Source organism: Serratia sp. GW822-FHT06D09 (assembly GCF_058799515.1).
Genome location: NZ_JBXALO010000016.1, coordinates 20,653 through 42,104, shown reverse-complemented (window position 1 = coordinate 42,104; position 21,452 = coordinate 20,653). Strand labels below are relative to the sequence as shown.

Annotated in this window: 22 protein-coding genes; 12 read left to right on the top strand and 10 right to left on the bottom strand. The window is 56.4% G+C overall.

The window, feature by feature from the left end:
• The first annotated feature begins 1 nt into the window (after position 1).
• The 8 genes from AC1RKG_RS23835 (at position 2) to trpS (ending at position 6,762) form a co-directional block, all read left to right on the top strand.
• Positions 2–232, top strand: a complete 231-nt coding sequence (locus tag AC1RKG_RS23835; RefSeq protein WP_020837331.1) for a hypothetical protein — start codon at positions 2–4, stop codon at positions 230–232.
• A 113-nt stretch (positions 233–345) separates the two neighbouring features.
• The gene (aroK, locus tag AC1RKG_RS23830) at positions 346–867 is read left to right on the top strand and encodes a shikimate kinase AroK (protein ID WP_004391482.1); all 522 of its coding nucleotides are present in this window, start codon (positions 346–348) and stop codon (positions 865–867) included.
• Positions 868–960: 93 nt separating this feature from the next.
• The gene (gene aroB, locus AC1RKG_RS23825; RefSeq protein WP_020837329.1) at positions 961–2,058 is read left to right on the top strand and encodes a 3-dehydroquinate synthase; all 1,098 of its coding nucleotides are present in this window, start codon (positions 961–963) and stop codon (positions 2,056–2,058) included.
• Positions 2,059–2,216: 158 nt separating this feature from the next.
• Positions 2,217–3,239, top strand: a complete 1,023-nt coding sequence (locus tag AC1RKG_RS23820) for an SPOR domain-containing protein (protein WP_493183792.1) — start codon at positions 2,217–2,219, stop codon at positions 3,237–3,239.
• 278 nt (positions 3,240–3,517) lie between these two features.
• Positions 3,518–4,330: an adenine-specific DNA-methyltransferase gene (gene dam, locus AC1RKG_RS23815; RefSeq protein ID WP_128865271.1), complete on the top strand. Its 813-nt coding sequence runs from the start codon at positions 3,518–3,520 to the stop codon at positions 4,328–4,330.
• A 56-nt stretch (positions 4,331–4,386) separates the two neighbouring features.
• Positions 4,387–5,064: a ribulose-phosphate 3-epimerase gene (gene rpe, locus AC1RKG_RS23810; protein ID WP_020837326.1), complete on the top strand. Its 678-nt coding sequence runs from the start codon at positions 4,387–4,389 to the stop codon at positions 5,062–5,064.
• Entirely contained in the window at positions 5,057–5,755 is a 699-nt protein-coding gene (locus AC1RKG_RS23805; RefSeq protein WP_046372482.1) for a phosphoglycolate phosphatase, read from the top strand. Before rpe ends, AC1RKG_RS23805 begins: the two co-directional genes overlap by 8 nt.
• Positions 5,756–5,757: 2 nt before the next feature.
• Positions 5,758–6,762 carry a tryptophan--tRNA ligase gene (gene trpS, locus AC1RKG_RS23800; RefSeq protein WP_142816260.1) on the top strand — a complete coding sequence of 335 codons (1,005 nt, stop codon included), beginning with the start codon at positions 5,758–5,760 and terminating at the stop codon, positions 6,760–6,762.
• 50 nt (positions 6,763–6,812) lie between these two features.
• On the opposite strand, the gene cysG is transcribed toward trpS, so the two are convergent.
• The 4 genes from cysG to nirB are packed head-to-tail and all read right to left on the bottom strand — an operon-like array spanning position 6,813 to position 11,969.
• On the bottom strand, positions 6,813–8,216 hold the full coding sequence (gene cysG / locus AC1RKG_RS23795; RefSeq protein ID WP_493183791.1) for a siroheme synthase CysG: 1,404 nt from the start codon (positions 8,214–8,216) through the stop codon (positions 6,813–6,815).
• A gap of 49 nt (positions 8,217–8,265) precedes the next feature.
• Positions 8,266–9,066, bottom strand: a complete 801-nt coding sequence (nirC, locus tag AC1RKG_RS23790) for a nitrite transporter NirC (protein ID WP_493183790.1) — start codon at positions 9,064–9,066, stop codon at positions 8,266–8,268.
• Between the two features lie 30 nt (positions 9,067–9,096).
• The gene (gene nirD / locus AC1RKG_RS23785; protein WP_020837321.1) at positions 9,097–9,423 is read right to left on the bottom strand and encodes a nitrite reductase small subunit NirD; all 327 of its coding nucleotides are present in this window, start codon (positions 9,421–9,423) and stop codon (positions 9,097–9,099) included.
• A complete protein-coding gene (gene nirB, locus AC1RKG_RS23780) occupies positions 9,420–11,969 on the bottom strand; it encodes a nitrite reductase large subunit NirB (RefSeq protein WP_493183789.1) in 2,550 nt (849 codons plus the stop codon). The genes nirD and nirB overlap by 4 nt, the downstream gene beginning before the upstream one ends.
• Positions 11,970–12,272: 303 nt before the next feature.
• Between nirB and AC1RKG_RS23775 the strand changes: the two genes are divergently transcribed.
• Complete coding sequence (locus AC1RKG_RS23775; protein WP_493183797.1) at positions 12,273–13,541, top strand: cytosine deaminase; 1,269 nt, start codon at positions 12,273–12,275, stop codon at positions 13,539–13,541.
• 61 nt (positions 13,542–13,602) lie between these two features.
• Here the strand turns inward: AC1RKG_RS23775 and tsgA are convergent, their stop codons facing one another.
• The 4 genes from tsgA to AC1RKG_RS23755 form a co-directional block, all read right to left on the bottom strand.
• Positions 13,603–14,787 (bottom strand): MFS transporter TsgA, encoded by a 1,185-nt coding sequence (tsgA, locus tag AC1RKG_RS23770; protein WP_020837315.1) that lies wholly within the window; start codon positions 14,785–14,787, stop codon positions 13,603–13,605.
• Positions 14,788–14,980: 193 nt separating this feature from the next.
• Entirely contained in the window at positions 14,981–15,958 is a 978-nt protein-coding gene (locus AC1RKG_RS23765; RefSeq protein ID WP_041415734.1) for a LacI family DNA-binding transcriptional regulator, read from the bottom strand.
• Positions 15,959–16,054: 96 nt separating this feature from the next.
• Entirely contained in the window at positions 16,055–17,362 is a 1,308-nt protein-coding gene (locus tag AC1RKG_RS23760) for a 6-phospho-beta-glucosidase (RefSeq protein ID WP_046372486.1), read from the bottom strand.
• Positions 17,359–17,697 (bottom strand): PTS lactose/cellobiose transporter subunit IIA, encoded by a 339-nt coding sequence (locus tag AC1RKG_RS23755; protein WP_041415733.1) that lies wholly within the window; start codon positions 17,695–17,697, stop codon positions 17,359–17,361. The genes AC1RKG_RS23760 and AC1RKG_RS23755 overlap by 4 nt, the downstream gene beginning before the upstream one ends.
• A gap of 357 nt (positions 17,698–18,054) precedes the next feature.
• Between AC1RKG_RS23755 and ppiA the strand changes: the two genes are divergently transcribed.
• The 3 genes from ppiA to btsR all read left to right on the top strand — a co-directional run bounded on the left by ppiA (position 18,055) and on the right by btsR (position 21,196).
• On the top strand, positions 18,055–18,624 hold the full coding sequence (gene ppiA / locus AC1RKG_RS23750) for a peptidylprolyl isomerase A (RefSeq protein ID WP_020837308.1): 570 nt from the start codon (positions 18,055–18,057) through the stop codon (positions 18,622–18,624).
• Positions 18,625–18,785: 161 nt separating this feature from the next.
• The gene (locus AC1RKG_RS23745; protein ID WP_046372487.1) at positions 18,786–20,471 is read left to right on the top strand and encodes a sensor histidine kinase; all 1,686 of its coding nucleotides are present in this window, start codon (positions 18,786–18,788) and stop codon (positions 20,469–20,471) included.
• Positions 20,471–21,196, top strand: coding sequence for a two-component system response regulator BtsR (btsR, locus tag AC1RKG_RS23740; RefSeq protein WP_020837306.1), 726 nt, complete (start codon positions 20,471–20,473; stop codon positions 21,194–21,196). Before AC1RKG_RS23745 ends, btsR begins: the two co-directional genes overlap by 1 nt.
• Here the strand turns inward: btsR and AC1RKG_RS23735 are convergent, their stop codons facing one another.
• Together AC1RKG_RS23735 and AC1RKG_RS23730 are read right to left on the bottom strand one after the other, a co-directional pair.
• Complete coding sequence (locus tag AC1RKG_RS23735; protein ID WP_493183788.1) at positions 21,197–21,325, bottom strand: type II toxin-antitoxin system RelE/ParE family toxin; 129 nt, start codon at positions 21,323–21,325, stop codon at positions 21,197–21,199.
• Positions 21,271–21,444 carry a type II toxin-antitoxin system RelE/ParE family toxin gene (locus tag AC1RKG_RS23730; protein ID WP_493183796.1) on the bottom strand — a complete coding sequence of 58 codons (174 nt, stop codon included), beginning with the start codon at positions 21,442–21,444 and terminating at the stop codon, positions 21,271–21,273. Before AC1RKG_RS23730 ends, AC1RKG_RS23735 begins: the two co-directional genes overlap by 55 nt.
• Positions 21,445–21,452 lie beyond the last annotated feature (8 nt).

The window sequence follows — 21,452 nt, the reverse complement described above, 5'->3', positions numbered from 1 at the left end:
AATGTGTCAGGTTCGTGGGAAATCACCTAAAGTTGATGAGCAGATGCACTTTTTTATCGCCTTGGGGGCATCTGCGTTTGACGCTGCGACCGATTTAGCTTACAAGGGTTACCGAATTGAGCACCGAGGTTTTTTTGTTAGCGCCAAGACGCCGTTAAAAACGTATGGTTTCCCTCCTGCGGCGTGGATTGCGATTTATTCGGTTGCCAAACTACCAAGAGTGTTGAGATAATTTTCCGTCTGATCTCGCACTATCGTTCATGAGGTTTCAGTTTAGGTCCCGCCGCTGATTTGATTGGCGGGGCGGGTTAACATTAACGAATTGTCTTAGTAATACCGAAAAACATGGCAGAGAAACGCAATATCTTTCTGGTTGGGCCTATGGGTGCCGGCAAAAGCACTATTGGCCGTCAGTTAGCTCAGCAACTCAATATGGAGTTTTTCGACTCCGATCAAGAAATTGAGCGACGTACCGGAGCTGACGTGGGCTGGGTATTCGACGTGGAAGGTGAAGAAGGTTTCCGCGATCGTGAAGAAAAAGTCATTAATGAACTGACGGAAAAGCAAGGCATCGTGCTGGCTACCGGCGGCGGTTCGGTTAAATCGCGTGAAACGCGTAACCGTCTGTCGGCGCGTGGCGTAGTGGTGTACCTGGAAACCACTATCGAGAAGCAATTGGCCCGAACCCAGCGCGACAAAAAGCGTCCGCTGCTGCAGGTTGATTCTCCTCCGCGTGAAGTGCTTGAAGCGCTGGCGAAAGAGCGCAATCCGTTATACGAAGAAATTGCAGATGTCACCATCCGCACCGACGATCAAAGCGCCAAAGTGGTTGCCAACCAGATTATCAACATGCTGGAAAGCAACTGATTGCGGTTTCCGTGTTCGCCACGGCAAATGCGGAAAGACTGATTGTGTTCCCCGCAGTAGCGGGGATAAACCACACTGAGAACTGAGCGCGACATGGAGAGAATTACCGTAACGCTTGGGGAGCGCAGCTACCCGATTACCATAGCCGCCGGATTGTTCAACGATCCGGCTTCTTTTATGCCGCTGAAGGCGGGTGAGCAGGTTATGCTGGTCACCAACCAAACCCTGGCGCCACTCTATCTGGACCACGTCCGGAAGGTGCTGGAACAGGCTGGCGTCATGGTGGATCAGGTGATTTTACCTGATGGCGAACAGTACAAATCTCTTGCCGTGCTCGAGCAGGTGTTCTCGGCGCTGTTGGAAAAACCGCACGGTCGCGATACCACGCTGATTGCCCTTGGCGGCGGCGTGGTAGGCGATCTAACCGGTTTTGCCGCCGCGTGTTATCAGCGCGGAGTCCGCTTTATTCAGGTCCCTACCACTCTGCTGTCGCAGGTGGACTCTTCCGTTGGCGGTAAAACCGCCGTCAATCATCCGCTCGGTAAAAACATGATCGGTGCCTTCTATCAACCCGCTTCAGTCGTGGTTGATCTGGATTGCCTGAAAACCTTGCCGGCGCGTGAGCTCTCCTCTGGTTTGGCTGAAGTGATCAAGTACGGGATTATTCTCGATCGCGATTTCTTTGTCTGGCTGGAAAACAATATTGATGCTCTGGTGGCGTTGGACATGCAGGCTTTGGCCTATTGCATCCGCCGTTGCTGTGAACTTAAGGCTGAGGTCGTTGCCGCTGACGAACGCGAAAGCGGTCTGCGTGCGCTGCTGAATTTGGGCCATACTTACGGCCATGCTATCGAAGCCGAAATGGGCTATGGTGTATGGTTGCACGGTGAGGCCGTCGCTGCCGGCATGGTGATGGCGGCAGAAACCGCGCACCGTCTCGGTCAGTTCTCCGCCGAAGATATTGAACGTATCAAAGCACTGTTATTACGCGCTGGCTTGCCGGTGTGTGGTCCGCAGGAAATGGCACCGGAATCTTATTTGCCACATATGATGCGCGATAAGAAAGTACTGGCCGGTGAACTGCGTCTGGTACTGCCGACGGCCATTGGCCAGGCGGAAGTCCGCGGCGGAGTTGGGCATGAAATGGTGCTTGCTTCCATCGCAGCTTGCCTTCCTGCAGGGAATGCCTAAGTAAATCGGACGAAGTAACAGTGGCTTAGCCGCCGTTTACATCTATATTAATTATGTGCAAAGCAGGCATGGCGTCGCTTTGACATCATCGGGTTAATCTGCCCGTGCCACGGTAGATCTACAGTGGTGGGCTTTTGCCTCTAGTTGGAGGGTTTCAGATGGATGAGTTTAAACCGGAAGACGATCTCAGACCTGATAGCAGCGATCGTCGTCCTGCACGTTCGCGCAAACCGGCTCCGGGACCGCGTTTTGCCGTTTCGCGTCAGCATTTAATGATTGGTATCGGTATTTTGGTGCTGTTATTGCTGATTGTCGGCATTGGCTCGGCGCTGAAAGCGCCAACCAAGCATGAAGCGGCCCAGGAAGGCGCGCAAAATGGCGCGGCCAAAGACATTAACCTGTCCGGTTCTTCGTCGCTGACGGCCGGTAATTCCGGCGTTCCGGGTGGTACTACCGACACCAATGACAATAACGGTGTGAGCAGCAGTTCGCAGCCGCAAACCGTCAGCGTTCCACCGATCGCCAGCACCCCGACGGAAGCGCAACCGCAGCAGCCGCAGGGCGGCGCGCAGCAACGGGTCGATTTGCCGGGCAATATGTCGGACGCGCTGTCGGCCCAGCAGGGGCAGATTGATACCGCGACGCAGGGCATGACGGGGCCGGCTTCGACCCTGCCGACGGCTCCTGCGACTCTGATGAACGGCGCAACGGCGAAAGAAACCGTACGTCCGGTTCAGGGAACGGCGCCACAGCAACACAAAATGCCGGCAAAAACCGTCAGCAAGCCGACGGCTACGACCTCGCAGCACAAAGCGCCAACCACGGTGTATACACCGGCGCCTACCTCTTCCGCCAAAGCGGGAGCGGCAAGTGCCAAGGCGGGAGCCGTAAGCGGTAACGCGGGTTCGCTGCAATCTGCACCGGCAGGCCATTACACTCTGCAACTGAGCAGTGCCTCGCGTTCCGATACGCTCAATGCCTACGCCAAGCAGCAGAAACTGCAGCATTATTTGGTGTACGCAACCCAGCGTGACGGTAAACCTTGGTATGTGCTGGTGAGTGGCAACTATGCCTCTTCGGCAGAAGCGAAGCGCGCAATCGCGACGCTGCCGGCGGATGTTCAGGCGAAAAAACCATGGGTTCGACCTGTACGCCAGGTACAGCAAGAACTGAAAAAGTAACCCGGTAGATTTCAAGCTGCAGTCAGACGGCAAGAGCAGGGGTTTCAGACATTAAGGGGCGCAGCATGCTGCGCCCATGTTAATCGGGGTGCGCCAGTTAACCCGCGACAGATGACTGAAGTTGCCTGGAAACAGGCACAAATAACCGTGCGTGGCCAACGATGCTGCGGCTTGAAGTATGAAGGGTATCAATCACTTAAATTTGTGCGCTGATGTGCTGTCTGAAACAGAGTACAATCCGCCGCTCTGAATTGTATAATAAGTAGCTAATTGACGGCATGAAGAAAAACCGCGCTTTTTTAAAATGGGCTGGTGGAAAATACCCGCTGGTGGACGAGATTCGTCGTCATCTGCCAGCAGGCGACTGCTTAATCGAGCCCTTCGTGGGTGCGGGTTCAGTCTTTCTGAACACGGAATACGATGCCTATATTCTCGCCGACATCAACAGCGATCTTATTAACCTGTATAACATCGTTAAGCTGCGTACGGATGACTTCGTGCGTGATGCCCGCCTTCTTTTCACCGATGAATTCAATAAGTCGGATCAGTTTTACCTGCTGCGCGAACAGTTCAATACTAGTGCCGATCCTTATCGCCGCGCGCTGCTGTTTCTTTATCTGAACCGCCACTGCTATAACGGCCTGTGCCGATATAACCTGCGTGGCGAGTTCAACGTTCCCTTTGGACGTTACAAGAAACCGTACTTCCCGGAAGAAGAGCTGTACTGGTTCGCCGAAAAATCCCGCAACGCCACTTTTGTCTGCGAGCATTACCGGGATACCATGGCAAAAGCCGAGCGTGGTACCGTGGTGTATTGCGATCCGCCGTATGCGCCATTATCGGCGACGGCGAATTTTACCGCCTACCACACCAACAGCTTCAGCATGGCCGATCAACAAAGCCTGGCGTTGATGGCGCATCAGCTTTCGGTTGAAAGCCAGGTGCCGGTATTGATTTCCAACCACGATACCGAACTGACGCGTGACTGGTATCAGCACGCCTCGCTGTTTGTTGTGAAAGCGCGTCGCACCATCAGCCGCAATATTCTCGGCCGCAGCAAAGTGAATGAACTTTTGGCGCTTTATCGTTAAACCGGGGTTACGCCCCGGCGTATAACAAATTCGAACCCTACGTTTGGAGATAGCGGATGAAAAAATTTTTGATTGCCCCGTCCATTTTGTCGGCAGATTTTGCTCGCCTGGGTGAAGACACGGCCAACGTGCTGGCCGCAGGTGCCGACGTAGTGCACTTCGACGTGATGGATAACCACTACGTTCCCAATCTGACCATCGGGCCGATGGTTTGTCAGGCGCTGCGTAACTACGGCATCACCGCACCGATTGACGTGCATCTGATGGTGAAGCCGGTAGACCGCATAGTGCCGGACTTCGCCGCAGCGGGTGCCAGTTACATCTCTTTCCATCCGGAAGCCTCCGAACACGTCGATCGCACCATTCAATTGATTAAAGAGCACGGCTGTAAAGCCGGCTTGGTATTCAACCCGGCGACGCCGCTGAGCTATCTCGATTACGTGATGGACAAAATCGACGTGATCCTGCTGATGTCGGTCAACCCTGGCTTTGGCGGCCAGTCGTTTATCCACGGCACTTTGGATAAGCTGCGCCAGGTGCGCAAGCTGATCGATGAAAGCGGTCGCGATATCCGTTTGGAAGTGGATGGCGGCGTGAAAGTCGACAACATCGCCGAAATCGCCGCAGCCGGTGCAGACATGTTTGTCGCCGGTTCAGCCATCTTCGGCAAGCCGGACTATCGCCGGGTGATTGATGATATGCGTAGCGAACTGGCGAAGGTGACGCATGGCTGATTTTAGTGCCATCCGCGCTCTGGCCTTTGATCTCGATGGCACGCTGGTAGACAGCGCGCCGGGATTGGCGGCCGCTATTGATATGGCGCTGGCGGAAATGGGTTTGCCACAGGCCGGCGAAGACCGGGTCAGCACCTGGATTGGCAATGGCGCAGACGTGCTGGTACAACGCGCGCTGCGCTGGGCTGAGGTGGAAGCCACCCCGGAACACTGCCAACAACTGCGCGAACGTTTTGATCACTTCTATGCGCAAACCGTGGACAGCGGCAGCCGTCTGTTTCCGCAGGTGAAGGAAACGCTGGCCCAATTAGCTGCGCAAGGGTATCCCATGGCGCTGGTGACCAACAAACCGACGCCGTTTGTCGCACCACTGTTGGCCGCATTGGGCATTCTCGATGACTTTTCGCTGATTATCGGCGGCGATGACGTGGTGGAAAAGAAACCGCACCCGGCACCGCTGTATCTGGTCCTCGGCAAGTTGGGTCTGCGCACCAACGAGTTGCTGTTTGTGGGCGATTCCCGCAACGATATTCAGGCGGCGCAGGCGGCTGGCTGCCCTAGCGCCGCGCTGACCTACGGTTATAACTACGGCGAGGCAATTGCCCTGAGCCATCCCGACCGCGTGTTGGAGCGCTTTGCCGATTTGTTGCCCGCTCTTGGGCTGTCATCTTTAGAGAATCAGGAAATTTAAACATGAGTAAGCCCATCGTATTTAGCGGCGCACAGCCGTCCGGTGAACTGACCATTGGCAACTACATGGGTGCCCTGCGTCAGTGGGAGAAAATGCAGGACGATTATGACTGCATCTACTGCATCGTTGATTTGCATGCGATCACCGTACGTCAGGACGCAGAAAAACTGCGCAAAGCTACGCTGGACACGCTGGCGCTGTATCTGGCCTGCGGCATCGACCCGCAAAAGAGCACCATCTTCGTACAGTCTCACGTGCCGGAGCATACGCAACTGAGCTGGGTGTTGAACTGCTATACCTATTTCGGCGAACTGAGCCGCATGACCCAGTTCAAAGACAAATCCGCACGCTATGCGGAAAACATCAACGCCGGCCTGTTCAGCTACCCGGTGCTGATGGCGGCGGATATCCTGCTGTACCAGACCAACCAGGTTCCGGTCGGTGAAGACCAGAAGCAACATCTGGAACTGAGCCGTGACATTGGTCAGCGTTTCAATGCGCTGTACGGTGAGGTGTTCAAAGTCCCTGAGCCGTTTATTCCCAAGTCCGGCGCTCGCGTGATGTCGCTGCAAGAGCCGACCAAGAAAATGTCCAAGTCGGACGATAACCGCAACAACGTGATTGGCCTGCTGGAAGATCCGAAAGCGGTGAGCAAGAAAATCAAACGTGCGATGACTGACTCCGAAGAGCCGCCGGTAGTGCGTTACGACGTGGCGAACAAGGCAGGGGTATCAAACCTGCTGGATATTCTCGCCGGTGTGACCGGCAAGAGCATCGCTCAGTTGGAAGCCGAGTTTGAAGGCCAGATGTACGGCCATCTGAAAGGTGCGGTAGCCGAAGCGGTATCAGGCATGCTGGGTGAGCTGCAGGAGCGTTACCACCGTTTCCGCAATGACGAGGCCTTGCTGCAGCAGGTGATGCGTGACGGTGCGGCCAAGGCTCGTGCGCGTGCACAGGAAACGTTGGCCAAGGTTTACCAGGCGGTTGGCTTCGTGTCGCCACAGTGATCCTCGCCATAAAAGAAAAGCGGCCATTGGCCGCTTTTTTTACGTCTGAATCAAGCCATTTGCGCCAGTGGCTGTGGTGATTCCTGGCTGGAGAACCAGTTCAGCTTGCTGCGCAGGCTCACCACGCTGCCGACGATGATCAAACTTGGGCTGGCAGCTCGCATGGCCAGGGTTCCCAGCTGGTTCAGTTCCCCTTCGATCACCCTTTGACGACAAGAGGTGCCGTTTTCTACCAGCGCCACCGGGGTGGAGGCCGGCATACCGTGCGCGATCAGTTGGCGTTGGATCTCTGCCGCCTGCGTCAGGCCCATGTAAAACACCAACGTTTGCTGCCCGGCGGCCAGCGTTGACCAGTTTAACCCGCCATCGCGCTTGGCGTGCCCCGTCACCAGGCGTACGCTTTGCGCATGGTCGCGATGGGTGAGGGGAATACCGCTGTAGGCTGAGCAACCGGAAGCCGCGGTAATGCCCGGCACCACCGAGAACGGAATATTGGCGTCGGCCAACGTTTCCAGCTCTTCACCGCCGCGGCCAAAGATGAATGGGTCACCGCCTTTCAGTCGTACCACGCGCTTACCTTGTTGCGCCTGCTCGAGCAGGATTTGGTTAATCTGATCTTGCGGCACGCAATGGTTGCCGGCACGTTTGCCGACGAAAATGCGCTCGGCATCGCGACGCACCAGCGTCATGACCTCATCGGAGACCAGGCGGTCATAAACCACCACGTCAGCCTGCTGGATCTGCTGCAGGCCTTTCAGGGTCAACAGGCCAGCGTCACCCGGTCCGGCACCCACCAGTACCACTTCACCGAATTGTTGCTGTTGATGGCTAAACAGCTCCTCGATCTGCCGATCCGCCAGCGGTTGGTCATCATTGGCCAAAGACTGCGCCAGGCGGTCGTGGGCAAACAGTTTTTCCCAAAAACGACGGCGTGCGCCGATGTCAGAGAAGTGCTTTTTCACCCGTTGACGCAATGAGCCGCCCAGTTGCGCCAGCTTGCCAAGGTGCTGAGGCAGCATGGCCTCCAGTTTTTCTCGCAGCAGCCGCGCCAGCACCGGCGCTTTACCGCCGGAAGACACCGCGACCATAATCGGCGAGCGATCGATAATCGATGGCATGATAAAGCTGGCGCGCTTGGGATCATCCACGACGTTGCAGAACACCCGTTGCTGGTTGGCGCATTGATACACCAACGCGTTGACTTCCACTCGATCGGTGGCGGCGATCACCAGCCACTTTTCCGCCAGCAACGCCGCGCTGAACTCGCCTTCTGCCAGCGTGATGCGGCCAAGCGCGGCCCATTCGTGAAATTGCGGGCTGAAGCTGCAGGCGTTGACGGTCAACGCCGCGCCGGCATCCAGCAGCAAACGGGCTTTGCGTTCGGCAATCTCGCCGCCACCGACCAGCAGGCAGGCTTTGTGTTGCAGTTGGCAGAAAATCGGCAGGTAATCCATCGGCAATCCTCGGGGCAATCAGCAGTGGGGCGCAAAGCGCCCCGGAATATTATGCGGCTTGACGCGTTACGGCTTTTTCAGCCTGCGGCCGTTCGGCACGTGGTGTGGCGTACCAGTAGCCCAGGCCCATCAGCACCGAGCCGGACAGGATATTACCCAGCGTCACCCACAGCAGGTTATGGCCGATGCCACTCAGGGTATAGGCTTCGCTGTGATGGCCGAACCAGGACAGGGCGAACAGCGTCATATTGGCAACCGAGTGTTCATAGCCGGAAGCGATAAAGGCCAGCAGACACCACCAGATGGCGATGAACTTGGCGGCACCTTCCACGCGGATCGCCATCCAAATCGCCAGGCAGACCAGCCAGTTACACAGCACGCCCTTGAAGAACAGCACTTCCGCCGGTGCGGTGGTTTTTGCCAACGCCGCGGTGTGTACCAGACTGGTGTCCACCGGCAACAGGCTGCCGCCGCCGTAATAGTACATCAGCGCCACCAGCACCGAGCCCAACAGGTTGCCTAACCAGGTCTGCGGCAAGACCGCCCACATTTGGCCCTGCGTGATGGTGCCGGCCTTGACGCCGAGCGTCAGGAACATGGTGTGGCCGGTGAACAGTTCGGAACCGGCGATGATCACCAGCGTCAGCGCGATGCCGAAGGTGGCCCCCATCACCAGCGGACGCAGGGAGGGATCGACCAGATTGCCGAGGGTGAAGATCAAAATGATGCCGAGGCCGACGTAGGCCCCGGCCATTGCCGAGCTGATCCAAAAGCCCTGCGGGCTGTGTTTTGCCAGCCGGACGATGCGCGCCGCATTGGCGGCGCATTTGTTGATGGTATCGGTGAACATGCTGCTTCCCCTGAGGTTAAAGTAGAAATATCAGGCCGCGACCTGCACCATGCCGTCCAAAACCCGGCTGGCGAAATGCGCGACGGAGCGGCTGTCATCTTCCAGACAGTAACCGTCGTGCAGGCGGAAATGTTGTTTTTTTAACGGGCTGGCGACCCACAGCTCACCCTGATGTTCGGCGATCAGCCCGCGTGATAACACGCTGGCCTGGGCGAAGGGATCAATATTGCTGATGGCAAAGACCTGATCGTCGGCGTAGGGGCGGAAGATGGCCACCTGTTGGTCGCCAATCAGGGCACACACGCCGGTACCTGGCAGGATATCGCTGATAGGGCAAAGGGTTGTCCACTGGCTCATGCGTTGTTCTCCTCGGTTTCCAACAGGGTGACGGGAATGCGTTCATCCGGACGGGCCGGGCGGTGCTGCTCGCGTTCGGCGACCACCTGGACGTTCGGATCGCGCTGGCTACTGTTGATAAAGTGGGCGAAGCGGACCTGAGATTCGGGGTGCTCAACGGTTTCTTTCCACTCGCAGATCACCGCATCGCGCAGGCGGGCGATTTCGGCTTCCAGTTGAGCGTTGATGCCCAGTTTGTCGTCAATGATCACTTTGCGCAGGTAATCGATGCCGCCTTCCAGGCTTTCCAGCCATACCGAGGTACGCTGCAGCTTATCGGCGGTGCGGATATAGAACATCATAAAGCGATCGAGGTAGTGCTCCAGCGTTTCGCTGTCGAGGTCAGCCGCCAGCAGATCGGCATGGCGCGGTTTCATGCCGCCGTTGCCGCAGACGTACAGGTTCCAGCCGTTTTCGGTGGCGATAATACCGACGTCCTTGCCCTGCGCCTCGGCGCATTCACGGGTGCAACCGGAAACGCCAAACTTCATTTTGTGCGGGGTGCGAATGCCTTTGTAGCGGTGTTCCAGCTTGACGCCAAACCCGACGCTGTCGCCGACGCCATAGCGGCACCAGGTGCTGCCAACGCAGGTTTTCGACATGCGCAGCGCCTTGGCGTAGGCGTGGCCGGTTTCAAAACCGGCGGCAATCAGTTTGCTCCAAATAGCCGGCAGGTCGTCTTTTTGCGCGCCGAACATGCCGATGCGCTGAGAGCCGGTCATCTTGGTGTACAGATTGTATTCCTTGGCGATCTGGCCGACCGCCATCAAACCGTCCGGCGTGATTTCACCGCCGGCGGAGCGTGGGATCACCGAATAAGTGCCGTCTTTCTGGATATTGCCGAGGAAGTTGTCGTTGGTGTCCTGCAGCGGCGTATGTTGCGGTTTGAGCACGTACTCATTCCAGCAGGAGGCCAGCAGTGAGCCAACGGTAGGTTTACACACTTCGCAGCCGTAACCCTTGCCGTATTTGGCCAGCAGTTCGTCGAAGGATTTGATGCCTTCGACGCGGATCAGGTGGTAGAGCTCCTGGCGTGAATAAGCAAAGTGCTCGCACAGGTGATGGTTGACTTCGATGCCCTGTTTGGTCAGTTCGGCATTCAGCACCTGGGTGATCAGAGGAATACAGCCACCGCAGCCGGTACCGGCCTTGGTTTCAGACTTGATGGCGGCGACTGTGTGGCAGCCCATGCTGACCGCCTTGATGATATCGCCTTTGCTGACGTCGAAACAGGAGCAGATTTGCGCGGTTTCCGGCAGCGACTCGACGCCAATCGCCGGCTTGCTGCCTGCGTGCGACGGCAGGATCAGACCGTCCGGGTTTTCCGGCAGTTCGATGGCGTTTAACGCCAGCTGCAGCAGGTTGCCGTAGTCACTGGTGTCGCCCACCAGCACTGCGCCGAGCAGGGTCTTGTTGTCTGCGCTGACGACGATACGTTTATAAATTTCTTTGCTTTCATCCAGATAAACGTAGCTGCGCGCCCCTTCGGTGCGGCCATGGGCATCACCGATGCCGCCGACGTCTACACCCAGCAATTTCAGCTTGGCGCTCATGTCTGCGCCCAGGAAGGTGTTTTCGCGCCCCAGCAGATGGTCAGCCGTTACCTGTGCCATTTTATAGCCCGGTGCAACCAGGCCGAAGGTGCGATCGCGCCATGAGGCGCATTCGCCGATGGCGTAAACGTCCGGATCTGAGGTTTGGCAACTGTCGTTAATCACGATACCGCCCCGGCGTGCGGTGGCTAGCCCACACTGATGGGCCAGTTTGTCCTGGGCACGGATACCGGTGGAGAAGACGATAAAGTCGACTTCCAGTGCGGTGCCGTCGGCGAACTGCATGGTTTTGCGCGCCTGCTCCCCGCCGTTGATGATTTCCTGGGTATTTTTGCCGGTATGAACTTTGACGCCCATGCGTTCGATTTTACGACGTAGCTGATCGCCGCCCATCGGATCTAGCTGTTCTGCCATCAGCACCGGCGCAAACTCAATGACGTGGGTTTCTACGCCCAGGCTTTTCAGCGCGCCTGCGGCCTCCAGACCGAGCAGGCCGCCGCCGACTACGGCACCGCGTTTGCTGCGGCGTGCGCAGGCTTCGATGGCGTTGAGATCTTCAATGGTGCGGTAGACGAAACAGTCCTGGCTGTCTGAACCCTTGATCGGTGGGATCCACGGGTAAGAGCCGGTGGCCATGATCAGCTTGTCGTAGTACACCGTGCGGCCGGTGTTGGAGTGAATAACTTTTTCACTGCGGTTGATGGTGATGGCCCGCTCGCCGACCAGCACTTTTACGCCCTGTTTTTCGTAAAAGCCTTCGCGAACCAGCGAGAGCTCTTCGGCGGTGTGGTGGGAGAAATAAGAAGACAGGTGCACGCGGTCGTAGGCGATGCGCGGTTCTTCACAAAATACGGTGATGTCGAACTGGTCTTTGTCTGCTTTTTCCAACAGATCTTCGATAAACCGGTGGCCGACCATGCCGTTACCGATGACAGCAAGTTTGACTCTGCTCATTATTGCCTCAAAATTCTGATTTCCTAGCGTTACCTTATTCCTCCCTACGGGCAATTTATTGATGCAAATCAATCGCCCCTCCATATACCTCTTATGTGGTATATGGATGATTTTTATCGATATTTGATAAGTTGCGGTTTTTATTCACCTTTAGCTGAAACGAGCCAGTTAATGCGAATTCTACTTATTTGGGAGTAAGGGGTGGGGTAATAACCGCAAGGGCGCTTTGTCAGTCTGATCCGCTGCCAGTATGATGAATAAAACAGGCTGGAACAGCAGAGGTGAAGCGTGGCCAAGAGTCCATTGAAGTTTATCGATAACCTGCGTTTAAGCGGGCATGAAGGGCTGTGGCAACTGGCCATTGAACAGGGGCGCATCGCTCATATCGTGCCGCAGCCGGAAGGGCAGGAGTGGCGCAACGACGTGCTGGATGCGCAGGGCGGGCTGGCGCAGCCGGCATTTGTCGAGCCGCATATCCATCTGGATACCACCCAAACCGCCGGGCAACCGGCCTGGAACCAGTCAGGTACCCTGTTTGAAGGCATTGAACGCTGGGCGGAACGCAAGGCACTGCTGACCCATGAGGACGTCAAGCAACGCGCCTGGCAGACGCTGAAATGGCAGATCGCCAACGGCGTGCAGTACGTGCGTACCCATGTTGACGTCTCGGACCCGACCCTGACGGCGCTACGTGCGATGCTGGAAGTGAAGCAGGAAGTGGCCCCCTGGGTTACGCTGCAAATCGTCGCCTTCCCGCAGGAGGGCATCATGTCTTATCCCAACGGCGAAGCCCTGTTGGAAGAGGCGCTGCGGTTGGGTGCCGACGTGGTAGGGGCCATCCCGCACTTTGAATTCACCCGGGAATACGGCGTGGAGTCGCTGCATAAGGCGTTTGCTCTGGCGCAGAAATACGATCGGCTGGTGGATGTCCACTGCGATGAGATTGACGACGAACAGTCGCGATTTGTCGAGACCGTGGCGGCGCTGGCGCTGAAGCTGGACATGGATGCCAAAGTGACCGCCAGCCATACCACGGCGATGCACTCTTACAATGGCGCTTATGCTTCACGGCTGTTCCGCCTGCTGAAAATGTCAGGCATCAACTTTGTTGCTAACCCGCTGGTGAATATCCACCTGCAGGGGCGCTTCGACAGCTACCCGAAGCGGCGCGGCATCACCCGGGTGAAAGAGATGCTGGAGGCGAATATCAACGTCTGCTTTGGTCATGACGATGTGTTCGACCCCTGGTACCCGCTGGGGACCGCCAACATGCTGCAGGTGCTGCATATGGGGCTGCATGTGTGCCAACTGATGGGATACGGCCAGATCGACGACGGGCTGAAACTGATCACCAGCCACAGTGCCCGGACGTTGAACCTGACCGATTACGGCCTGGCGGCAGGGAACAGTGCCAACCTGGTGATTCTGCCGGCGGAAAGCGGTTTTGACGCGGTGCGTCGACAGACGCCGGTGCGCTATTCGATACGGCAGGGGGCGGTGATTGCCGAGACTCAGCCAGCCGAAACCACGCTGTATCTGGCACAGGATGAGAAGGTGGATTTCCGGCGTTAAGGCACCGGTTTCAGCATAAAAAAAGGGCGCCAAGGCGCCCTTTTTACATCACGTCGGCAGGTTAGTGCGTCACGTGACCGTGGCTGCGGTGCTTGGTCACGAAACCGAGCAGCAGACACATGACGAATACCGCCAGGTACAGGCCGTTAGCGGTAGTCAGCGCTGCATGCGCGCCGCCTTTCGCTACGATCGGGCCGGTGACCACGAAGGTCAGCATGGTGCCGATGGTGCCGCAGGTCAGGATGAAGTTAACCAGTTTCGGTGAAGAAACCTTGGTCTGCAGTGAGCCCAGAGTGATCAACGTGGTGTAGATCGCACTGGAGACGAAGCCCAGAGCCATAATGTAGTAGCCCAGGTGTTCCGGATTGTCGGTGCTGACGAACATGTACATCGCACCGGTCGCCAAAGCGGCCAGAATGGTGACGATGCGCTGCAAATCGAAGAAGCGCAGAATAAAGCTGAACACCCACATGCCCACCATGTATGAGGTCCAGAAATCGCTCACCAGTTTACCGGCCTGGCTGATATCCATACCGAATGACTTGGTGGCGTATTCCGGCACCCACTGGATGAAACCAAGCTGGCCGAGGATGTAGCACAGTGCGGCGATCGACAGGAACAGCACGCCGATACCCCATTTTTCTTTTGCTACCGGCTGGCCGGCGTCGGCGCCTTTGTTGCCCAGCACCGGGAACTCGGAGAACAGGGTCAGCACAAAGATACCTACATACAGCAAGCCGATGCAGGCGTACACCCAGTACCAGCCGATCTGACGAGCCAGCAGCATTGCGGCAACAATCGGGAAGATCATCCCGGCCATGCTGAAGAAGGAGTCAGTGAACAGCAGGCGCGAACCGCGTTGGCGGCCGGCGTACATATGGGTGATCAAGAAGGTGCCTATCGACATGGTGATACCGCTGACCACGCCAAGGACGAACATGCACAACGAGAACATGGTCAGGCTTTTGCCGACCATCAACCCGGCGACAGCCAGCACCATCAGCACAAAGCCGAACATCAATTGACGTTTCAGCGGGATGATTTCCATCAGCCAGGCATTGAGGAAGATCGAAATCAAAATACCGGCGTTAAGAAAGGTAAAGGTATTGCTCATGCTGGAAACCGGCAGATTAAAGTACTCTGCAATGTTCCCCATCACCATCCCTGTGACGATAACTAAAGCACCGGTCAGCGCGTAAGAAAAATAGCTGATCCAGGTAAGCCGTAGACGGTTGCTGTCATTCATTATATAGGCCTGATTATGTCTGTTAGGAGTTTAAAACTGGCATAAGGCCGCTGGCTTTTCCTGGCAAAAGCAGAAAAAAGTCCCGATCAGGCCACCAGGGAGCGGATCCTAGCACAGACAACGGGAGTTTTTGTGATGGCTGTCGATTTTTTGATGCAATGAATGAGCGGTGGTGAAATATTTTTGTGATCTGTTAGCTCACCGTCACGATGGAATCTCGACTGATGACGATCGGTGAGAAGCTGACCTCAGGCGTGGTCGGATCAATCAGCCGCCTTGCCGCGTATTGCGCCATTTCGGTAATCGGGAAATGTACGCTGGTCAGCGCCGGTCGAACGAAAGGTGCACGTTCGCCGCTGTCGTAACAGATCAGCGAGATATCTTGCGGAACCCGTAGGCGGTGTTCGTTGATTGCCAGCAATGCGCCGATGGCCATTTCTTCGTTGCAGCAATAGATAGCGGTAGGCGTGGTTTTCATTTGCAACAGCAGATCGGCGCAGCGATAGCCGCTTTCCAAATCGTAAAGCCCTTCGACGCAGGCAACCGGTTTGATGTGCGCTGCCTGCATTGCCTGTTCAAATCCCTGCAGTCGCAAGTGGCTGGAGGGGCGATCGCGGGGGCCGCTGATGCAGGCGATGCGTCGGTGGCCGGCATCAATCAACTGTTGGGTCGCCATGCGGCTGGCGCGCGGATGATCGAAAGTGACGCAGCGGTCTTCCAGACCGGGCACCAGACGATCGAGCAGGATAAAAGGGCGTTGCTCTGTTGCCAACTGACGCAGTTGGTCGTCGCTGAGGAAGCGGACATGGAGGATCACACCGTCGCAACGCAGACTGAACAGCCGTTGAATCGCCTGCCATTCGTTTTCGGCGCTGTTGCGGCCCTGGGTCACCAGTAACTGTTTGCCATGGGATTCTGCTTCGGTTTGCACGAAGTCCATCAGCGCGCCGAAGAAACCGCCGCGATATGAGGTCGTGACTAGCCCGAGGGTATTGCTGTGGCTGGAGGCCAGTGCGCGTGCTGCAGGGTTGGGGGTGTAACCGAGCTGGGCCACCGCGCGTTCCACTTTCTCGCGGGTCTGCCCTTTAACGTTGGTGTCGCCATTCACTACGCGGGACACGGTGGCGCGGGACACGCCCGCCAAGGCTGCGACATCTTCCAGTGTCACCATCATCCGACTCCTGATTACGACAAAAATGGGGTCGACGTATCGACCCCCTACAGATTAGTTATAGCAATGTATCAGCAACCGCGGCTGGCCCGGTGGTTATTTAAACTGTGGCAGATAAGGCGCATTCACCGCCAACACTTCATCCAGCAGCGGCTGGGCCACATTGGCATTACCGACCAGCGGATTGGTCACTAACGCCAGCAGACCGCTACGGCGATCGCCATGCACTGCGGCTTCGATAGTCAGACGCTCGTAGGCTTTCACCTGTTGAGTCAGCGCATGCATGGAATCCGGCAGCGTGCCGAAGGTCAGCGGATGGGCGCCCTGAGCATCGACAATACAGTTGGTTTCTATCACAGCATCGTCCGGTAAACCGCGAATGGCACCACGGTTTGCAGTATTGACGACTAATTGCGTGCCGAGATTATTATGGATCGCACGAATTAGCTCCAGCGCGACTTCCGAATAATATGATCCGCCGCGGAAACTTAATTGTTCCGGTTTGCTGTCGAGGTGTGGATCGGCATACAGCTCAAACAGCTCTTTCTCTACTTTCATCACCTGCTCGGCACGGGTGCCGCGCTCGGCCGCCGCGGCAATTTCTTCGGCCAGCATCTCTTTGGTTTGGTAGAAATAGCGGTGGTACGGGCAAGGGATTGCCCCCACGGCGCGCAGGAAGTCCGGCTGCCAAGGCTCTTCCTTGATGTTGTTCATGGTCAACGCGGCACCATCGCACAGCATGTCGATCACCTTACCGGTGACGTCTTGCCCCTTTTGCAGCACCTGATGAACCCAGACCATATGGTTCAGCCCGGCAAATTGCAGCTGTATTTCTTGAGAAGGGCTTTTCAGCATGTTGGCAATCATATGGTGCATGCTGATCGGTACGTTACACAGCCCGATGATTTTCGCTTTGGTGTAACGTGAGACCGCTTCGGTAACGATGCCGGCCGGGTTGGTGAAGTTGATGATCCAGGCATCCGGCGCCAGTTTTTCCACTCTGCGGGCGATATCCAGCATCACCGGTATGGTGCGCAGCGCCTTGGCAAAGCCGCCGACGCCGGTGGTTTCCTGGCCTATCAGATCGTATTTCAGCCCCAAGCGCTCGTCGGCGGCGCGTGCCGGCAGCTGGCCGACGCGGAACTGGGTCAGGACGAAGTTCGCGTCCCGAATAGCCTCATCCAGTTCGAAATGCACGCTGACTTTGACCTGCTCCAGGCCATGGCGTGCCAGCATGCGTTCGGTCAGCGCAGCAATGATCTCTACCTTTTCGCGGCCGGGTTCAACATCTACCAGCGCCAGTTCGGTCACCGGCAGTTCTTCGATACGTTGGATCAACCCATCAACCAATTCTGGCGTGTAACTGCTGCCGCCGCCGATCACGGCGATTTTCAAGGCGCTCATGCGCGAACCTCCATCTGAGCCTGGCGGCGGTAGAGTTCAATCATGTCATCCGCCAGATCCTGGATCACCATGGCGTTCATCAGATGATCCTGGGCATGAACGGTAATCAGGTTGATGGCCAGTTTGCCGCAGCCTTCATCCATGCCGATCAGTTGGGTCTGGATAAGATGCGCCTTTTTCACCGACTGTTTGGACTCGGCCATGTGCTTGGCTGAGGCGGTAAAGTCACCGGCACGTGCCTGCTGCAAGGCCATCAACGCACTGCTGCGGGCACCACCGGAGAACACCAGCAGCTCCATGATGGTGCTTTCAAAATCGGGGCTGATTTCAGTCATCAATTCACTCACATTATTTCTCCTGTTATTGCGCGGCGGCAATGCCGGCGGATATTCGTTACTTTCGCTGTCATTCTTAAAATGAGAGCGCTCTCATTTCTTTAGATTAACCGGAACAGGAAATGAAACCGGGAGTTGTGTCGCAAAAAGCGAGCAAGGCGTAAAAAGGGCAAAAAATGCGTGATGCAGTTGGCAAAAAGGTCTAAGGCGATCATACTTTTGGCAGTAAAATTCGGGGCTGGCTGAGATAAGTCCCACAATTGCGTAAATATAGGTAAATGGCTGGCACTCGCAGGGTCAGCTCTTTAGAATCAAAGCGCTTTTCCGTTGTTTGTCTCTTAGAGAAAGGACCCGTTAATGTTCAAACGTACTTTAGTGACCCTCGTTGCGCTGTGTTCCCTGACAGCAATGGCACCCGCTGCGCTCGCTGCCGGTGAAACTCATGTCATGCTGACCACCTCAGCAGGGAATATCGAATTGGCGCTCGACAGTCAGAAGGCTCCGGTTTCCACCAAGAACTTCATCGACTACGTGAACAGCGGCTACTACAACAACACTATTTTCCACCGCGTGATCCCGGGCTTTATGGTTCAGGGCGGCGGCTTTACTGCCGATATGCAGCAAAAATCCACTCAGGCACCGATCAAGAACGAAGCGGATAATGGCCTGCGTAACCTGCGTGGCACTATTTCGATGGCGCGTACCGCCGATAAAGACAGTGCTACCAGCCAGTTCTTCCTGAACGTGGCGGATAACGCCTTCCTGGATCACGGCCAGCGCGATTTCGGTTACGCGGTGTTTGGCAAGGTGGTTAAAGGCATGGACGTGGTAGATAAAATTTCCCAGGCGCCGACCGGCAACGTGGGGCCATACCAAAACGTTCCAAGTAAACCTATCGTCATTCTGTCAGCGAAAGTGCTGCCATAATGATTTTGCGCCGGCCCCCGGTGGGCCGGCTGCATTGCTTTCCCCGGAAGCCTTGCCTGCATCACTGTTTTTTTCCCCGTCGCATGCTTTAATCGCCAGCTTATAATCAGACCGGAAACCCGGCGTTCTGCATCTGTTTTGTTAAGGGATGAGCTGCTGCCATGTTTGAGTTTAGCCAGGTTCTGCTGCTGCTACAGCAGATGTGCGTCTATCTTGTCATTGCTTATTTACTGAGTAAAACCCCGTTATTCATTCCGCTGACACAGGTGACTATCCGCCTGCCGCACAAGCTATTGTGCTACGTCATTTTCTCGGTGTTTTGCATCATGGGCACCTATTTCGGGCTGCATGTCGAAGGATCGATTGCCAACACTCGCGCGATCGGCGCCGTGCTGGGCGGTCTGTTGGGGGGGCCTTCGGTAGGGTTCCTGGTGGGTTTGACCGGGGGCTTGCATCGCTACACGCTGGGCGGCATGACCGACATCGCCTGTGCGGTCTCTACCGTGGCGGAAGGGTTGGTGGGCGGGCTGGTGCACAGCATCGCCATGCGCCGGCGGCGTATCGACCTGCTGTTTAACCCCTTGTTTGTCGCCGGGGTGGCATTGGTGACCGAAGTGCTGCAAATGGCGATTATCCTGGCGATTGCACGGCCGTTTGACGAGGCGCTGCGGCTGGTGGAACACATTGCTTTGCCAATGCTGATTGCTAACACGCTGGGGGCGGCGATGTTTATGCAGATCCTGTTGGACAGGCGGGCGATGTTCGAGAAATACACCGGCGCGTTCTCCGCCAAGGCACTGAAAATTGCCGAACGTACCGAAGGCATCTTGCGCCAGGGGTTCGATCAGGAAAACAGCATGCGGGTGGCGCGGGTGCTCTATCAGGAGTTGGGGATTGGTGCGGTCGCGATAACCGACCGTGAGAAGCTGCTGGCGTTTATCGGCATCGGCGACGATCACCACCTGCCGGGCACGCCGATCTCATCAAAGCATTCGCACCGCGCGATCGACAACAACGAAGTGGTTTACGCCGACGGCAATGAGCTTTCCTACAGCTGCTCGATCAACGCCAACTGCAAACTGGGTTCGACGCTGGTGATCCCGTTGCGTGGTGAGAACCAGCGGGTGATTGGCACCATCAAGCTCTACGAGCCGAAGAGCCGTTTGTTCAGCACCATCAACCGCACGCTGGGTGAAGGTATCGCCAACCTGTTATCCGCACAGATCATGGCCGGCCAGTATGAGCGCCACACGCAGCTGCTGGCGCAGTCGGAAATCAAATTGCTGCATGCGCAGGTCAATCCGCATTTCCTGTTCAACGCCCTGAATACGCTGGTGGCGGTTATCCGTCGTGACGGGGACCGGGCCTGTGAGCTGGTGCAGTACCTTTCGACCTTTTTCCGCAAAAACCTCAAGCGTTCGGACGACGAAGTCAGCCTGGCAGACGAACTTGAGCACGTTAACGCCTACCTGCAGATCGAACAGGCGCGTTTTGCCGATCGGCTGGAGATTGCGGTATCGCTGCCGGAAGAGCTGTTGGCGGTACGTTTGCCGGCCTTTTCACTGCAACCAATCGTTGAGAATGCCATCAAGCACGGCACTTCGCAGTTGCTGGGCATCGGGCGTATAGATATTGGCGCTCGGCTCGAAGACGGCTGTCTGTTATTGCAGGTGACCGACAATGCGGGTCTATACCAACCTTTGCCGAACAACAGTGGGTTGGGGATGAACCTGGTAGATAAACGTATTCGCGTACGCTATGGCGACGGCTATGGCGTACGGGTGGCCTGTGAGCCACAAACCTTCACCCGCATTACGCTCAATGTACCCTTGGCGAGGGCTGCCTGATGTTAAACGTACTGATTGTCGATGATGAACCGTCTGCACGCGATAACCTGCGACATTTGCTGGAAGCGGAAGAGGGCATCAGCATTGTCGGCGAATGCGCCAATGCGATAGAAGCCATCAGCGGGATCCATCGCCTGCAGCCGGACGTGGTGTTTCTGGATATTCAGATGCCGCGTATTACCGGGTTGGAGATGGTAGGCATGCTCGACCCTAATCGCATGCCGCATATCGTGTTCCTGACCGCCTATGACGAATACGCGGTGCAGGCCTTTGAAGAGCATGCGTTTGATTACCTGTTGAAACCGGCGGAGCCGAAGCGGCTGAGCAAAACGCTGCAGCGCCTGCAGCAACAGCGCGGGCAGCAAAACATCGCCGCGCTGGACGAAAGCGCCGGCTACCTGAAATACATCCCCTGTACCGGCCACAGTCGCATCTATTTGCTGCGCTTTGACGAGGTAGTAGCGATACGTTCGCGACTGAGTGGCGTATTTGTGGTGCGTAATGACGGCATGGAATGTTTTACCGAGCTGACGCTGCGAACGCTGGAGCTGCGGACACCGCTGGTACGCTGCCACCGTCAGTATTTGGTCAATCTGGAGCAGGTGCGTGAAATTCGCTTCGATGAGGGCGGCGCTGCGGAAATGATCATGCCGGTTGGGGAGCCAGTCCCGGTCAGCCGCCGCTATCTGAAAGCCTTGAAAGAGGAGCTGGGGCTGCGGGGGTGATTAATCCTTTGGCCATTGCCGGCGGGAATGTACAACTGCCAAAATAATAAGAAGGTCATTTTTTACTTCATAAATCAGTAGGTAAAAATGATGAATGACCCATTCACGTGTACCTGAAACCCGGCCCACTTTGCCACTTTGCCACTTGATGGGTTTCGGGATAGTTGGCTTGCCGCCGCAGAAATCAAAGCATCAATCTCTGCGGCAGCTATCGGGTTCTTTGACGCAAGATAGTCATAAATTGCCATACGGTCAG

Excerpts from the sequence above, each read along its gene's own strand:
- AC1RKG_RS23745 (WP_046372487.1), top strand. The coding sequence starts at position 18,786 with ATGTTTGAGTTTAGCCAGGTTCTGCTGCTGCTACAGCAGATGTGCGTC.
- aroK (WP_004391482.1), top strand. The coding sequence starts at position 346 with ATGGCAGAGAAACGCAATATCTTTCTGGTTGGGCCTATGGGTGCCGGC.
- AC1RKG_RS23835 (WP_020837331.1), top strand. The coding sequence starts at position 2 with ATGTGTCAGGTTCGTGGGAAATCACCTAAAGTTGATGAGCAGATGCAC.
- AC1RKG_RS23820 (WP_493183792.1), top strand. The coding sequence starts at position 2,217 with ATGGATGAGTTTAAACCGGAAGACGATCTCAGACCTGATAGCAGCGAT.
- nirC (WP_493183790.1), bottom strand. The coding sequence starts at position 9,066 with ATGTTCACCGATACCATCAACAAATGCGCCGCCAATGCGGCGCGCATC.
- rpe (WP_020837326.1), top strand. The coding sequence starts at position 4,387 with ATGAAAAAATTTTTGATTGCCCCGTCCATTTTGTCGGCAGATTTTGCT.
- AC1RKG_RS23755 (WP_041415733.1), bottom strand. The coding sequence starts at position 17,697 with ATGACTGAAATCAGCCCCGATTTTGAAAGCACCATCATGGAGCTGCTG.
- tsgA (WP_020837315.1), bottom strand. The coding sequence starts at position 14,787 with ATGAATGACAGCAACCGTCTACGGCTTACCTGGATCAGCTATTTTTCT.
- ppiA (WP_020837308.1), top strand. The coding sequence starts at position 18,055 with ATGTTCAAACGTACTTTAGTGACCCTCGTTGCGCTGTGTTCCCTGACA.
- AC1RKG_RS23730 (WP_493183796.1), bottom strand. The coding sequence starts at position 21,444 with ATGGCAATTTATGACTATCTTGCGTCAAAGAACCCGATAGCTGCCGCA.
- trpS (WP_142816260.1), top strand. The coding sequence starts at position 5,758 with ATGAGTAAGCCCATCGTATTTAGCGGCGCACAGCCGTCCGGTGAACTG.
- nirB (WP_493183789.1), bottom strand. The coding sequence starts at position 11,969 with ATGAGCAGAGTCAAACTTGCTGTCATCGGTAACGGCATGGTCGGCCAC.
- AC1RKG_RS23805 (WP_046372482.1), top strand. The coding sequence starts at position 5,057 with ATGGCTGATTTTAGTGCCATCCGCGCTCTGGCCTTTGATCTCGATGGC.
- btsR (WP_020837306.1), top strand. The coding sequence starts at position 20,471 with ATGTTAAACGTACTGATTGTCGATGATGAACCGTCTGCACGCGATAAC.
- AC1RKG_RS23760 (WP_046372486.1), bottom strand. The coding sequence starts at position 17,362 with ATGAGCGCCTTGAAAATCGCCGTGATCGGCGGCGGCAGCAGTTACACG.
- AC1RKG_RS23765 (WP_041415734.1), bottom strand. The coding sequence starts at position 15,958 with ATGGTGACACTGGAAGATGTCGCAGCCTTGGCGGGCGTGTCCCGCGCC.
- aroB (WP_020837329.1), top strand. The coding sequence starts at position 961 with ATGGAGAGAATTACCGTAACGCTTGGGGAGCGCAGCTACCCGATTACC.
- nirD (WP_020837321.1), bottom strand. The coding sequence starts at position 9,423 with ATGAGCCAGTGGACAACCCTTTGCCCTATCAGCGATATCCTGCCAGGT.
- dam (WP_128865271.1), top strand. The coding sequence starts at position 3,518 with ATGAAGAAAAACCGCGCTTTTTTAAAATGGGCTGGTGGAAAATACCCG.
- cysG (WP_493183791.1), bottom strand. The coding sequence starts at position 8,216 with ATGGATTACCTGCCGATTTTCTGCCAACTGCAACACAAAGCCTGCCTG.